Raw genomic sequence first — 13101 nt, 5'->3', positions numbered from 1 at the left:
GGCCCGCGGGCGGGTCCGCGTGCGCCGGGCCGGCGGCTCAGGCGAAGCGCCGTCCCTCGTCGCGGCGGTAGGCCCAGACCGCCAGTGCCCCGGCGGCCGCGGTCCAGACGGCGAACATGACCAGCGGCAGCGTCCGGGGAGGACCGTAGCCGACCGCCGCCCAGACCAGCTCGACCGCGCCCCGGGTGGGCAGGTACGGCGCGACGGCGGCGATGAAGGCCGGCGGGTGCTGCGGGCTCGTCATCAGGCCGCCGCCCACCGCCAGCGGGAGGAAGACCAGCTGCACGACCGCGAGCGCGGCCTTGAACGGCAGCGTGTACCCGATGAACAGCCCCAGCAGCTGGAACGGGGCCGCGGCCACCAGCAGGGCGCCCAGGCCGAGCACCAGCTGGGCCGGGGTCGCGGTGGCCTCGGTGAACAGCGCGGAGATGACGAGCACCGGCAGCACCCCGATGAGGGCGAAGGCCAGCGCGTTGAGGACGCGTCCGCCGAGCCGCGGCCAGGGACCGGCGGGCAGGGTGCGGACGTAGGGGTCCCAGGGCTGCTCGCGGTCGTTGGCGACGCCCGTGCCGTGGGTGAACAGGCCGCTGGTCATCATCGCGAAGACCATCATCGAGGCGGTGGCCATGGCCGCGCCGACGGGGTCGCCGCCGGCGAACGGGACCACGAAGAACAGCATCGAGGCCGCGGGGAAGAAGCCGTTGCCGATCACCGAGATCGGCACCCGGGCGGTCTCCAGGAACTGGTACCGGGTATGGGTGAGCAGGAGTGACATGGGTCCTCTTCTCGACGTCGGGAGGTGCGGCGGCCGGGGGAGGGGCGCCGTGCCCGGGCGGGCCGGGGCGGAGGCGGGGACCGCGGTGCTCAGGCGGACCGGGAGGCGCCGGAGGTGATGGTCAGGAAGGCCTCCTCCAGGGAGGTCGGGCGGATCTCCAGCCCGGAGAAGGGGACGTCGGCGCGGACCAGCGCGCGCACCAGGGCGTCGGCGTCGGAGGTGAGCAGGCGGGTCAGGCCGTCCTCGCGCTCGGTGCGCAGCACGCCCGGCAGCTCGGGCAGGTCGTCGCAGACCAGGGTGACGTGCCGGACGCCGGCGATGCCCCGCACCTGGTCGGTGGTGCCGTCGGCCAGGACGCGGCCCTGCCCGATGACCACGACCCGCTCGGCCAGCGCCTCGATCTCCTCCAGGTAGTGGCTGGTCAGCACCACGGTGCCGCCGCCGGCGTGGAAGTCCCGGACGGCGCCCCACAGCGTCCGGCGCGCCTCGACGTCCAGCCCCGTGGTCGGCTCGTCGAGGAAGACCAGCCGGGGGTCGCCGACGAACGCCAGCGCCACCGCCAGCCGCCGCCGCTGCCCGCCCGACAGGCCGCCGACCTGGCGCCGCTCCATCCCGGACAGGCCGAACCGCTCCAGCAGCGCCCCGCGTCCGGCGCTGCGGGGGTAGTGGGCGGCGGCGAAGTCCACGATCTCGCCGACCCGGAGCGTGGCCGGCAGTCCGGTCTCCTGCGGGGTGACGCCGATGCCGCGCCGCCGTACCGGGTCGGCGGGGGAGCCGCCGAGCAGCTCCACCCGGCCGGAGGTGGGCCTGCGCAGGCCGGAGAACAGGTTGATGAGCGTGGACTTGCCCGCCCCGTTGGGGCCGAGCAGGCCGACCAGCTCGCCCGGGCGCACGTCCAGGGAGACGCGGTCCAGCGCCACCACCTCCCCGTAGCGCCGGGTGACCTCCACCGCGCGCGCCAGGGGCTCCGCGCCCGCTCCCGCGGCCGGTCCCGGCCTCGCCTCCGTCGTCGGTCCCGTCATCGCGGACCCTTCCTCTCTCGGGTGTCTCGAACGTCCCCGGCGTCCCCGCGCGGGGTCAGGCGTCACCGGAGGGCGGCGCCGCGGTCATGTCCAGCAGGGTGCGGATCGCCGCGGTGTACTCCTCGAAGGCGAGGCGGCCGCGGCGGGTGAGGGCGACGTAGGTGACCGGGGTGCGGCCCCGGTGCGCCTTGGTGATCTCCACGTATCCCGCCTCCTCCAGCTTGCCGAGGTGCACCGAGAGGTTGCCGGCGGTCATCCCGAGCAGGTCCTTCAGCCCCGGGAAGGTGATTTGGTCGCCCTCGTCCAGGGTGTTGAGCGTCACGACCACCCGGAGCCGGGCCTGGGCGTGGATCACCGGGTCGAGCTCCGGGGTCACCGGGGGGCCCTCCGGCTGAGCAGGAAGCCGGAGACGACGAGCCCGCCTCCGCCGCCCACCGAGATCAGCAGCGCGTGCCAGCCCGCCCCGGCCGCCGTGCCGACGGCGTTGAGCACGGCCATCCCGACCCCGATGGCGAACATCGGCCAGTCGTTCCAGACGGCGGCCCCGGCGACGTAGAGGACGGCGACCAGCATGATCGACCCGCTCGCCCACAGGAGGCTCTTCTCCGCCTCGGGAAGCTGGGCGCCGAACCTCCCAGCGATCATGGACAGGGTGAAGAAGGCGATCGGCCAGGCGAAGCCGTACATCATGCCCCGCTGCTGGGAGACGCCCCTGACCGGGGCGCCGGTCCGCCAGAGGAGGAAGCCGGTGAACGCCCAGGCCAGCAGCATCATCCCGAACAGCACCGCCAGGGCGAGGCCGATGGAGATCGGCGCGTACGGCCTGCCGGACAGGCCGTGGTGCAGGAAGAGCGCGCCGAAGCCGACGAGCCAGGCGATCCCCCACACCACGTAGAGCGCCCGCGGGTCGGGGGTGAGCCTGCGGCTGGCCGCCGAGCTCTGCTGCTCGATCAGCCGGAGGCTCTCCTGGGGACTCAGCTCCGCCTCGTCGTCGTCCACGGCGCTCTCCTTGAGGGCTCAAAGAAGTTTGTGTTTCAAACTTCTAGTTTGAACTGTAAACCACACTGCGCCGCCAACTCAACCCCCGGAGCCGGCGGATCGGGGCGTGTAGAGGTCCTCCTGGCGGGTACCGGGTGCGGCACGCACGGAAGGGGGCACCATGACGCTCAACGTCATCGAAATGATCACCGCGGACCACCGTGACGTGGAGTCGCTGTTCGACCGGCTCAGGAAGGAGCCGGAGAACCGCCCGGCGCTGGTCGCCGAGCTGGCCGCCAAGTTCGTCGCGCACTCCCGGGGAGAGGAGGAGGTGGTCTACCCCGAGATCGTCAAGGCGATGCCGGGCGAGCGGGGAGAGGTCCACCACGGCGCGGAGGAGCACCACGAGGCGGAGGCGATGCTGCTGCGGCTGCTGGACGCCGACCCCGGCGCGGCGGAGTTCGACACGACGCTGGACGAGCTCGTCCAGGCCGTCACCCACCACGTCGAGGAGGAGGAGAGCGAGATCCTGCCCGCCCTGGCGGAGGCCGTCCCCGCCCGGCGGCTGCAGGAGCTCGGGCGGGCCTTCAGCGCGCGCAAGGCGCTGGAGATCCAGCACGGCCTCCCGGTGGCGGGAGGCGGGAAGCGGTCCTCCGCAGGCGGGCCGTCCCGGGGAGGGAAGGGCGCCGAGGACGTCTCGGAGCTGAGCAAGGAGGAGCTCTACCGGCGCGCCCAGGAGGCCGAGGTCCCGGGGCGCTCGTCGATGACCAAGGAGGAGCTCGCCGAGGCGCTGCAGAAGGGCGGCGAGGGATAGCCTCCGCCGCGGACCCCCCGCAGGCTCCCGGGCCGCGCCCTCGGACTCGGACCGGGACCCTGCGGGAGGGCCGACCCGGGGTCACCTCCGGGAGACCATCGCCTCCGACCGCCACAGGTCGCGGTAGTAGCCGGGGGTCTCCACCAGCTCCCGGTGGGTGCCCCGCTGCACGACCGAGCCGTTCTCCAGGACGACGATCTCGTCCACCTCCTCCAGCCCGCGCAGCCGGTGCGTGACCAGCAGCGTCGTGCGCCCGCGGGTGGCGTCCAGCAGGTCGCCCATGAGCGCGTCGGCGGTCTCCTCGTCCAGCGCCTCCGCGGGCTCGTCCAGCAGCAGCACCGGCGGGTCGTTCAGCAGGGCGCGGGCGAGGGCCAGCCGCTGCAGCTGCCCGCCGGAGACGGTCCGCCCGTCCTCCCCGAGCACGGTGTCCCAGCCGGTCCGCTCCACCCACCGCTCCAGCCGGGCCCGCCGCACGGCCTCGGCCAGCGCCTCCTCGCCGGCCTCCGGACCGGCCAGCCGCAGGTTGTCGCGGAAGGACGCCTGGAACACGTACGGGTCCTGGGTCAGCCCCGTCATGATCCGCCGGGCCTCGTCCGAGGGCAGGTCGCGCAGGTCGACGCCCCGCCCGGCCGCCCCGCCGGGACCGGGGGAGGAGGCCTCCTCCCCGGCGCCTCCCGCGCCGTCCGCCCCGGCCCCGCCGCCGGAGGCGGCACCGCCCGCGGTGGTCCCGGAGATCCGGATCGTGCCGGACTCGGGCTCCACCAGGCGCATCAGAGCCGACAGCAGGGTGCTCTTGCCGGCGCCGCTGGGACCGACGACCGCCACCCGCTTCCCCGGCGTGAGCGTCAGGCTGACGCCGTTCAGGGCCGGGGCGCGGTCCGCCGCGTGCCGTACGACCAGGTCCTCGACCTCGACGGTGAGCGGGCCGCCGGGCACGGCCGCCGGGCGGGCGGGCTCGGTGACGGCCGGCGGCGTCGCGCGGACCTCGCGCAGGCGGCGCAGCGCCGCGGAGACGCCGGTCATCCGCTCGGCCGCGCCGATCATCGGCAGCAGGGGCTCGAAGGAGACCAGGGAGGTCAGCGCGAGCACGGCGGTCGCCACCGAGCCGGCGCCCGCTTCCTGCGCGACCAGCACCACGGCCGCCGTGGTCAGTCCCTGGGTGAGCACGCCCAGGCAGGTGGCCAGGGCGCTGGTGCGGGCCTGCCCCCGCTCCAGCGCGGCCAGCCGGGCGTCCGCCTCGGCGGCGGCGGCCAGGGCCCGGTCACCCGCCCCGTAGGCGGCCAGATCGGCCGCCCCGTGCAGCAGGTCGGCCACCCGGGTGGCCAGCTCGGCCCGGGCCGGGGCCAGCCGCGCCGCCCGGCGCCGGGTCAGGGCGGTGAGCCCCGCGGGGAGCACCAGGCCCGCCACCAGCAGCCCCGCCAGCAGCACCAGCGCCGCCGCCGGGAGCAGGAACAGGCCCAGCACGACCGCCGCGAGCCCGGTCACCAGCGCCGCGATCGCCGGGAGGACGCCCCTGACCAGCAGGTCCTGCACCGCGTCGGTGTCGTCGACCATCCGGCTGAGCAGGTCGGCGCCCTTCTGGCCCGGGGCTCCGGCCGGGATGAGCGCCTGGTAGAGCCGCTCCCGGGTCGTCGCCTGGGCCCGGAGCGCGACGTCGTGCCCGGTCAGGCGCTCGGCGTAGCGGAGCACGCCCTTGCTGGTCGCGAACGCGCGCACCCCGACGATCGCCACGGTCAGCGCCGCCAGCGGAGGCTGCTCGGCGGCCCTGGTGATCAGCCACGCGGCGGTCCCGATCAGCGCCAGCCCGGCCAGCTCCGCCGCGATGCCGGCCAGCGCCGCCAGGACGATCCGCCAGCCCGCCCGGTTCATCGCGCACCTCCGGCGCCCGTCGTCACGGCACCGCTGTCGGAGACGACACGGCCGTCGTCGATCCGGACCACCCGGTCGGCCAGTTCGATCATCGCGGGCCGGTGGGCCACGATCACCGCCGTCCGGCCCTCGGCGAGCTTGCGGGTGGCGGCCACGATCGCGGCCTCGCTCCGCCCGTCGAGCCGCGCCGTCGGCTCGTCCAGCAGCAGCACGTCCGCCGCGGGGCGGCAGAAGGCGCGGGCCAGCGCGATCCGCTGGCGCTGCCCGGCCGAGAGGTTGACCCCGCGCTCGCCGAGCGCCGTGTCGTAGCCCTGGGGCAGCTCGGTCACGAACCCGTCCGCGTGCGCCGCCCGCGCGGCCGCGCGGACCTGGTCGGGCGTCGCCCCGGGGGCGCCGAGCCGGATGTTGTCCGCCACCGAGGAGGCGAACAGGTGGGGGCGCTGCGGCACGGACGCCAGCCGGGCGCGCCAGGCCTCCCACTCCTGCGCGCCCGTGCCGGGGCCGGCGAGCTCCACCCCGTCGACCAGCACCCGCCCGCTCTCCGGGGTGAGGAAGCCGAGCAGCAGGTGGAGCAGGGTGCTCTTGCCCGCGCCGCTCTCGCCGACCAGCGCCACCCGCTCGCCCGGCGCGATGACCAGCGACACGTCCTCCAGCGCCGCCTCCCCGCGGCCCGGGTAGCGGACCGTGACGTTCTCCAGCCGGATCTCCGGGGCCGTGCCCGCGCCGGGCGCCCCGCCGCCGGCGGCGGGGCGGGGAGCGGCGGCGGTCCGGGAGGCGGCGGCCTCGCCGTCGAGTACGGCGAAGGCGTCGTCGGCGGCCGTCACCCCCTCCATCGCGGCGTGGAACCTGGTGCCCATGTTCCGCAGCGGCAGGTAGGCCTCGGGCGCCAGCAGCAGCACCAGCAGCGCGGTCGGCAGGTCGAGCGTCCCACCCAGCAGCCGCAGGCCGACCGGGACCGCGACCAGCGCGAGGGAGAGCGAGGCGGCCAGCTCCAGCACCATCGACGACAGGAACGCCACCCGGAGCGTGCGCATCGTGGCGCTCCGGTGCTCCGCGGTGACCCGCGCGATCACCTCGGCCTGGTAGCGGGCCCGGCCGAAGGCGCGCAGCGTGGGCAGGCCGCGGACCACGTCGAGGAAGTGCCCGCCGAGGCGGGACAGGGCACGCCACTGGCGCTCGGTGACGGCCTTGGTGTGCATGCCGACCAGCGCGCCGAAGACCGGGATGAGCGGGAGCGTGACGAGCACGATCACCGCGCTGGACAGGTCGGCGAAGGTCAGCCGGGCCAGCACGGCGATCGGGACGACGCCCCCCACCGCGACCGCAGGCAGGTAGCCGCTCAGGTAGGGGTCGAGGGCGTCCAGGCCGCGCCCGGTCAGCGTCACCAGCTCACCGGAGCGGTGGGAGGTCAGCCGGGCGGGCCCCATCTCCTGCAGCCGGGCCAGCAGCCGGTGGCGCAGGACCGACTTGACCGCGGTGGACGCGTGCCCGGCGGCGACGCCCTGCACGAGGCCGAGCAGCGCCCGGGCCGCGACCACCAGGGCGAGCGTCCACAGCGCCGTGACCGCCAGCCGGCCCGAGAGCACTCCGGCGAGCAGTTCGGCCTGGAGGAGGACGAGCAGCCCGGCGAGGATCGCGGCGGCCAGGCAGAGGACCAGGTGGCGGCGGACGGCTTGCTCGCTCCGTATCAGCCGCAGGAGATCCTTGTGCATGTGAGCCCTAGAAGAACGAGGGGGATCGGTCGGCGGCACCCCGGGGACCGAACGTGCGCCACACCCATACTTGCGCACCCACCATGACCGGTGCGAAGGGCAGGATCATGAGACTGAGCACATTCAGGGTATCCACCGGCGCGGTGTGCTCCAGGAGCCACGGGGCGGCCCCGGCGAGCAGCGCCGCGGCGGGCGCGGCCGCCACGCAGGCCGAGACCGCCAGGGCCCTCGCGCCCCGCCCTCCGCCGGTCCCGCGCCGGATGACCGTGCCGGTCACCGTCCCGGCCCCGATCCCGGTCGCGGCTCCGGCCCCGGCGCCGGTCGCCGTGCCGGCCGCGGGGGCCGTCACGGGGTCCGCCGCCGGGTCCGCCGCCGGGCTCACCGCCGGTTCCGGCCCCGCGGGCAGCAGCCAGGCGGCGAAGGAGCGGCCGTGGAAGGCGAGTGCCGCCGCGAGCGCCGCCGCGCCGGCGAGCGCCGCGGGGACGGCCGACGGCCCGGCGGCCAGCCAGGCCAGGGCCGCACCCCAGGACAGCGCCAGGCCCCAGGAGCCCAGGCAGATCATCCGGTCCCAGCCGGCGCGCCAGGCGGAGCCGTCCAGCCTGCGCCGGAACCAGAGCCCGGCATCGCGCACGATCCAGGAGACGAGCAGGCAGACCACCAGCGGGTAGAGGGCGAACAGCACCTCGCCCTCGGCACGCGGGTAGACGCCGAACAGGACGCCGGCCACCGCCACCAGCCACACCTCGCCGGCCAGGACGAACGGCGCCATCGCGGCGACGAGGCGGTCCCGGCCGTCCCGGGTGCGGCCCAGGACGGGCAGCAGCATGCCCAGGCCGATGTTCGCGCCCTCGAAGGCGAAGTAGCCGACCAGCAGGACGGCGAAGAGGGCGGACCAGAGGATGTCCATCGGTGCGGTCCCTTCTACAGGCTCAGCGCGGCGGGGCGCTCGGGCGACGGCAGCGGGGCGGCGCCCAGGGTCGCGGCGGCGGGACCGCGGCGCACCACGTGGGCGATGAGCAGGTAGTCGACGATCGCGAGCAGCCCCAGCACGCCGGCGAAGGCCGCGAAGGACATGGTGATCATCGCCGGGGTGAGCCCCGGAGACATCGCGTCGGCGACGGTGAGCCTGCCGTACACCGCCCACGGCTGGCGGCCGACCTCGCGGGCGAGCCAGCCGAGCATCGCGGCGAGGAACGGCAGCGGGGTGATCGCCATCAGCAGCGGGTGCGCCCACCGCCAGCGCGGCAGCCAGGCGATCGTGGGCAGCAGCACGAACAGCAGGACGAGCTGGAGCAGCTGCCCGATCATGATCATGAAGCCGAGTCCGACCCCGGCCAGCGCCGCGCCGCTGAACTTGTCCGGCTGGAACTGCGCGACCGGGGAGAACTGCGCGTAGCCGAAGCCGACCGTGAGCAGGGACCCGGCGGTCGCCACGACCACGCCCAGGCGCAGGGAGCGGGTGAAGAACTCCCGCTCGGCGGTCCGGCGGAACAGCTGGTAGGCGCTGGCGCCCATGAGCACGGAACCGCCGGCCCACAGCCCGGCGCCGATCACGTGCGGCAGGGCCATGGTGAGCATGGGGTTGGTCAGCAGCGCCCCGAAGTCCTCCACCACGAGCCGGCCGCCCCGCTCCACGGCCCCGGCCGGGTTCTGCAGGAAGGAGTTCGCCACCATGATCCAGAAGGCCGAGGCGTAGGCGGTCAGCACCACGGCCCAGATGCACGCCAGGTGGAGCCCCCGGGGCAGCCGGTGCCAGCCGAAGATCCACAGGCCGAGGAACGTGGACTCCAGGAAGAAGGCGACGAGCGCCTCGATCGCCAGCGGCGCGCCGAAGACGTCTCCGGCGTAGTGCGACAGCCCGCTCCAGCTCAGGCCGAACTGGAACTCCATCACCAGGCCCGTGACGATGCCGAGGGCATAGTTGATCACGTAGATCTGCCCCCAGAAGCGGGTCATGCGCAGCAGGAGCGGGTCGTTCCTGAGTGTCCCCAGCGTCTGCATGATCGCGACGAGGGGGGCCAGGCCCAGCGTCAGCACGACGAACAGGAAGTGGAGGCTTCCCGTCACCGCGAACTGCGCCCGGGCCAGGTCGAGTACGTCCATGGCGCCATCTCCGTTGTTGTGCCTGTCTACCTATAGACAGTCTACATGTAGAAAGCCTACATGTAGACTGTCTATGCGAGAGGTAGGGTGAGGGACGTGAACACCGACGCGCTCCGGGGGCACATGGACGCCCTGCTGCTCTCCGTGCTGGAGCACGAGCCCCTGCACGGCTACGCGATCATCGAGGCGCTGCAGGCGCGCAGCGGCGGCGCGCTCAACGTGCCCACCGGCACGGTCTACCCGGCGCTGCGCAGGCTGGAGCAGGCGGGATACCTGTCCAGCGAGTGGGCGGAGGTGGGCGGCCGCCGCCGCCGCACCTACCGCCTGACCTCCGCCGGCCGTACGGCCCTGGCCGGCGAGCGCTCGGCCTGGCGGGAGTTCGCCGGGGTCATCGGCAGCGTGCTGGAGCCGCGCGGAGCGGAGTGAGCCCGGCCCCGCCGCGACGGCCGGAGCGCTCCGGCGCCGGCCCGTCCCCGGGCGGCACCGCCCGGTCCCAGGTCAGGCCGTCACGGCCCGCCGCCGGGTGAGACCGAGGCAGCGGCCCGCGCAGTAGAGCTGCACCCCCCACAGCGTGTAGCTCACCGCCGAGGCCGCCAGGCCCGGCGGGTAGTCGGAGAAGCCGTCCGGGTCGTTCGAGCCGTACATCAGCGCCCCGCACAGCACGGCCATGACGGGGAACAGGCCCCAGACGGTCAGCGCCAGCGCCCGGGCGACCAGCCGCGGCCGCCGGATCCTGCGCCGGCCCCGGCCGAGCGCGAACAGCGCGAGCGCGCCGAGCGCCCCGACGGCCATCTGCAGGACGTCCACGGTGCGGGCCACCGGCACGAACCAGGAGGGCCAGTCCGCGGTGGAGCCCGCGGCCGTCGGGAACAGCCGCCAGATCAGGGTCCACATGACCGCGGTCAGCGGCACCGCCAGGAAGAGCAGCGCCGCCAGCCTGCGGCCCGCGGCCACCGAGAGCTCCTCCTGGTAACCGGGTGCGATCTCCGCGACGGAGCCGAACTCCTCGACCGCCCTGCGCTCGGCCTCCGCCCGGTCGAGGCCCTCGCCCTGCAGGGCCTCGGCGGCGTCCAGCAGGCTGTCGCGGGCCTCGGTGACCAGGTCGAGCTTGGGCCCCCGCGGCCCCCGCAGGGCGCGGCCGAGCCCTGCGACGTAGTCGTCGATGACTCCGGCGCCCACTGTCTTCTCCTCGGTCGCGAGATGCCCCCCGCGGGGCGTCCACCGCCCATCGTGCCCGCTGCGGCTGCGGCCGCGCATCCGGGAGGACCCTGACGCGCCCCCGGGATCCAGACCAAAGGGGGCCAGTGTCGCCAAGGACGGATGGACACGATCTGCCAACATTCGCTGATTTCACTATTCGTCCACCTGTAGGGGGACGTTAGGGGATCGAAAGAGCTCTACGCTCCTGCCCATGCGTGCTCTATCCCGGGCGTTAGCCGCCCTCGCGACCCTCGGCGTGACCGCCACCGGCGTCGCGGTCCTCACCCCCGCCCCGGCGCTCGCCGCCCCGGGCACCGTCGTCGTCAGCCAGGTCTACGGCGGCGGCGGCAACAGCGGCGCACCCTACGCCAACGACTTCGTCGAGCTGTTCAACCGGAGCCCGGAGCCCGTCTCCCTGGACGGCTGGTCCGTCCAGTACACCAGCGCCACCGGAACCGGCCCCTTCGGCGCCAACATGGTCGCCCTGTCCGGCACGCTCGCGCCCGGCCAGTACCACCTGGTCCGGTTCGCCGGCGGCGCGACCGGCGCCGCGCTGCCCGCCCCCGACACCACGGGCACGGTCAACATGAGCGGCAGCTCCGGCAAGGTCGTCCTGGCCCGCACCGCCGAGGGCCTGGCCTGCAACGGCGGCTCGCTGCCCTGCACCGCCGAGCAGACGGCGCTCATCGCCGACCTCGTCGGCTACGGCACCGCCGACTACTCCGAGGGCGCCGCCGCCCCCGGCCTGTCGAACACCGCGGCCGCCCTCCGCAAGGACCGCGGCTGCGCCGACACCGACGCCAACGGCGCCGACTTCGAGGCCGCGGCCCCCGCGCCGCGCAACCGGGCCGCGGCCCCGGCCCCCTGCGGCACGGAGCCCACCCCGACGGCCACGCCCACGGCGACCCCGACCGCGACGCCCACGGCGACGCCCACCACCGCGCCGTGCGAGACCCCGGCGACGCACCGGATCGCCCAGGTGCAGGGGAGCGGCGACGCCAGCCCGCTCGCCGGGCGGACCGTCCGGGTCGAGGGCGTGGTGACCGCCGACTTCCAGGAGGCGAACCAGCTCAGCGGATTCTTCCTGCAGGACCCGTCCCCGGACGCCGACCCGGCCACCTCCGAGGGCCTGTTCGCCTTCGCGCGCTCCTCGTTCAAGGACGTCGAGGTCGGCGACCGCGTGCTGGTCACCGGCCGGGTCGTGGAGTTCAACGGCTGGACCGAGCTGTCGCCGGTCACCGCGGTGGACGTCTGCGGCACCGGGACGATCAAGCCGGTGCGGCAGAGCCTGCCGCGCGCCGAGGGGGCGACCTTCGAGCGGATCGAGAACATGCTCGTCACCTTCCCCGAGCCGCTCACGGTCAGCGACCACTACAACCTGGGCCGCTACGGCGAGCTCACCCTCTCCTCCGAGGGCCGCGTCTACCAGCCGACCGACCGGCCCGGCGTGGACGCGGCGGAGAACGCCCGCCGCACCCTGCTCGTGGACGACGCCTCCGGCGTCGAGAACCCGGCCACCGTCCCGTACACCGAGCCGCGCACGGTCCGGCTGGGCGACACCGCGCTCGGCGTCACCGGCGTGATGGGGTACGGCTTCGGCTCCTACCGCCTCCAGCCGACCGGGAAGGCGGCGTTCCTGCGCACCAACCCGCGCCTGCCCCGGCCGCTCCCGGTGGGCGGCAACGTCAAGGTGGCCAGCTTCAACACCCTCAACTGGTTCACCACCGTCGGCTCGCGCGGCGCCTCCAGCCCCGAGGAGCAGAAGCGGCAGCTGGCCAAGCTGGTCGCCGCGCTGAAGGCCATGGACGCCGACGTGGTCGGCCTCATGGAGGTCGAGAACAACGGCCAGACCGCCCTGCAGGCCCTGGTCGACGCGCTCAACGCCGAGGTCGGCGCGGGCACCTACGCGGCGCTGGGCAACCCCAACCCCGGCACCGACGTGATCAAGGTGGCGATGATCTACAAGCCGGCCAGGGTCCAGCCGGTCGGCGAGGCGCGGAGCACGTCCGACCCGGTCTTCAAGCGGCCCCCGCTGGCGCAGACCTTCCGCCGGGGCAAGGGCGGCCAGCCGTTCACGGTCATCGTCAACCACTACAAGTCCAAGGGCTGCGACGAGGAGGCCACCGGCGACAACGCCGACGCCGGCGACGGGCAGAGCTGCTACAACGGCGACCGCGTCCGCGAGGCGCGGGCCACGCTGGCCATGGTCGAGAGCCTGGGCCTGCCCAACCCGCTGGTCCTGGGCGACCTCAACGCCTACGGCGAGGAGGACCCGATCGACACGCTGGAGGCCGGCGGCCTGACCAGCGTGACCAAGAGGTTCGTCCCGGCGCCGCTGCGCTACAGCTACCTGTTCCAGGGCCAGGTCGGCGAGCTCGACCACGCGCTGGCCGGCAGGCAGCTGCTCAGGCGGGTCACCGGCGCCACGATCTGGCACATCAACGCGGACGAGGCCCGGATGCTGGACTACAACCAGGAGTTCAACCCGCCGGGCCTGTACGCGCCGGACGCGTTCCGCTCCTCCGACCACGACCCCGTGATCGTCGGTCTGAACCTGCCGGGCGGCAGGGGCTGACCCCGGCCGCTCCCGCGAGGACCCGCTCCGCCGGCCGCGGCGGGCGGGTCCTC

General features: G+C 74.8%; 12 protein-coding genes. 3 read left to right on the top strand and 9 right to left on the bottom strand.

Features of this window, described 5'->3' with window-relative positions:
- Positions 1-37: 37 nt before the first annotated feature.
- The 4 genes from ABD823_RS14880 to ABD823_RS14865 all read right to left on the bottom strand — a co-directional run bounded on the left by ABD823_RS14880 (position 38) and on the right by ABD823_RS14865 (position 2796).
- On the bottom strand, positions 38-775 hold the full coding sequence (locus tag ABD823_RS14880) for an ABC transporter permease (protein ID WP_344859861.1): 738 nt from the start codon (positions 773-775) through the stop codon (positions 38-40).
- A gap of 89 nt (positions 776-864) precedes the next feature.
- Entirely contained in the window at positions 865-1797 is a 933-nt protein-coding gene (locus ABD823_RS14875) for an ABC transporter ATP-binding protein (RefSeq protein WP_344859859.1), read from the bottom strand.
- Between the two features lie 55 nt (positions 1798-1852).
- Positions 1853-2173 carry a transcriptional regulator gene (locus ABD823_RS14870; protein WP_344859858.1) on the bottom strand — a complete coding sequence of 107 codons (321 nt, stop codon included), beginning with the start codon at positions 2171-2173 and terminating at the stop codon, positions 1853-1855.
- Entirely contained in the window at positions 2170-2796 is a 627-nt protein-coding gene (locus ABD823_RS14865; protein WP_344859856.1) for a hypothetical protein, read from the bottom strand. The genes ABD823_RS14870 and ABD823_RS14865 overlap by 4 nt, the downstream gene beginning before the upstream one ends.
- Positions 2797-2956: 160 nt before the next feature.
- Here ABD823_RS14865 and ABD823_RS14860 point away from each other — a divergent pair, with 160 nt between their 5' ends.
- Positions 2957-3589 (top strand): hemerythrin domain-containing protein, encoded by a 633-nt coding sequence (locus ABD823_RS14860; RefSeq protein WP_344859854.1) that lies wholly within the window; start codon positions 2957-2959, stop codon positions 3587-3589.
- Between the two features lie 81 nt (positions 3590-3670).
- On the opposite strand, the gene ABD823_RS14855 is transcribed toward ABD823_RS14860, so the two are convergent.
- From ABD823_RS14855 to ABD823_RS14840, 4 genes are read right to left on the bottom strand one after another with little or no spacing between them, the layout of a single operon-like run.
- A complete protein-coding gene (locus tag ABD823_RS14855) occupies positions 3671-5458 on the bottom strand; it encodes an amino acid ABC transporter ATP-binding/permease protein (RefSeq protein WP_344859852.1) in 1788 nt (595 codons plus the stop codon).
- The gene (gene cydD / locus ABD823_RS14850) at positions 5455-7170 is read right to left on the bottom strand and encodes a thiol reductant ABC exporter subunit CydD (RefSeq protein ID WP_344859849.1); all 1716 of its coding nucleotides are present in this window, start codon (positions 7168-7170) and stop codon (positions 5455-5457) included. The genes ABD823_RS14855 and cydD overlap by 4 nt, the downstream gene beginning before the upstream one ends.
- Positions 7171-7177: 7 nt before the next feature.
- A complete protein-coding gene (locus ABD823_RS14845) occupies positions 7178-8077 on the bottom strand; it encodes a cytochrome d ubiquinol oxidase subunit II (RefSeq protein WP_344859847.1) in 900 nt (299 codons plus the stop codon).
- 14 nt (positions 8078-8091) lie between these two features.
- On the bottom strand, positions 8092-9273 hold the full coding sequence (locus ABD823_RS14840; protein WP_344859845.1) for a cytochrome ubiquinol oxidase subunit I: 1182 nt from the start codon (positions 9271-9273) through the stop codon (positions 8092-8094).
- A 96-nt stretch (positions 9274-9369) separates the two neighbouring features.
- On the opposite strand from ABD823_RS14840, the gene ABD823_RS14835 reads away from it, so the two are divergent.
- Complete coding sequence (locus tag ABD823_RS14835; protein WP_344859843.1) at positions 9370-9699, top strand: PadR family transcriptional regulator; 330 nt, start codon at positions 9370-9372, stop codon at positions 9697-9699.
- A gap of 72 nt (positions 9700-9771) precedes the next feature.
- Here the strand turns inward: ABD823_RS14835 and ABD823_RS14830 are convergent, their stop codons facing one another.
- Positions 9772-10452, bottom strand: coding sequence for a permease prefix domain 1-containing protein (locus ABD823_RS14830; protein ID WP_344859841.1), 681 nt, complete (start codon positions 10450-10452; stop codon positions 9772-9774).
- A 232-nt stretch (positions 10453-10684) separates the two neighbouring features.
- Between ABD823_RS14830 and ABD823_RS14825 the strand changes: the two genes are divergently transcribed.
- Positions 10685-13048: an ExeM/NucH family extracellular endonuclease gene (locus ABD823_RS14825; RefSeq protein WP_344859839.1), complete on the top strand. Its 2364-nt coding sequence runs from the start codon at positions 10685-10687 to the stop codon at positions 13046-13048.
- Positions 13049-13101: the final 53 nt, after the last annotated feature.

Source organism: Planomonospora alba (genome assembly GCF_039534085.1).
Lineage (GTDB): Bacteria > Actinomycetota > Actinomycetes > Streptosporangiales > Streptosporangiaceae > Planomonospora_B > Planomonospora_B alba.
The sequence above is the reverse complement of the archived record's forward strand: the minus strand, read 5'-3'. Positions and strand labels throughout refer to the sequence as shown.

What these genes read in the sequence shown, in the direction of transcription:
- ABD823_RS14880 (WP_344859861.1), bottom strand. Translation starts at nt 775, where the DNA reads ATGTCACTCCTGCTCACCCATACCCGGTACCAGTTCCTGGAGACCGCC.
- ABD823_RS14875 (WP_344859859.1), bottom strand. Translation starts at nt 1,797, where the DNA reads ATGACGGGACCGACGACGGAGGCGAGGCCGGGACCGGCCGCGGGAGCG.
- ABD823_RS14860 (WP_344859854.1), top strand. Translation starts at nt 2,957, where the DNA reads ATGACGCTCAACGTCATCGAAATGATCACCGCGGACCACCGTGACGTG.
- ABD823_RS14825 (WP_344859839.1), top strand. Translation starts at nt 10,685, where the DNA reads ATGCGTGCTCTATCCCGGGCGTTAGCCGCCCTCGCGACCCTCGGCGTG.
- ABD823_RS14845 (WP_344859847.1), bottom strand. Translation starts at nt 8,077, where the DNA reads ATGGACATCCTCTGGTCCGCCCTCTTCGCCGTCCTGCTGGTCGGCTAC.
- ABD823_RS14855 (WP_344859852.1), bottom strand. Translation starts at nt 5,458, where the DNA reads ATGAACCGGGCGGGCTGGCGGATCGTCCTGGCGGCGCTGGCCGGCATC.
- ABD823_RS14840 (WP_344859845.1), bottom strand. Translation starts at nt 9,273, where the DNA reads ATGGACGTACTCGACCTGGCCCGGGCGCAGTTCGCGGTGACGGGAAGC.
- cydD (WP_344859849.1), bottom strand. Translation starts at nt 7,170, where the DNA reads ATGCACAAGGATCTCCTGCGGCTGATACGGAGCGAGCAAGCCGTCCGC.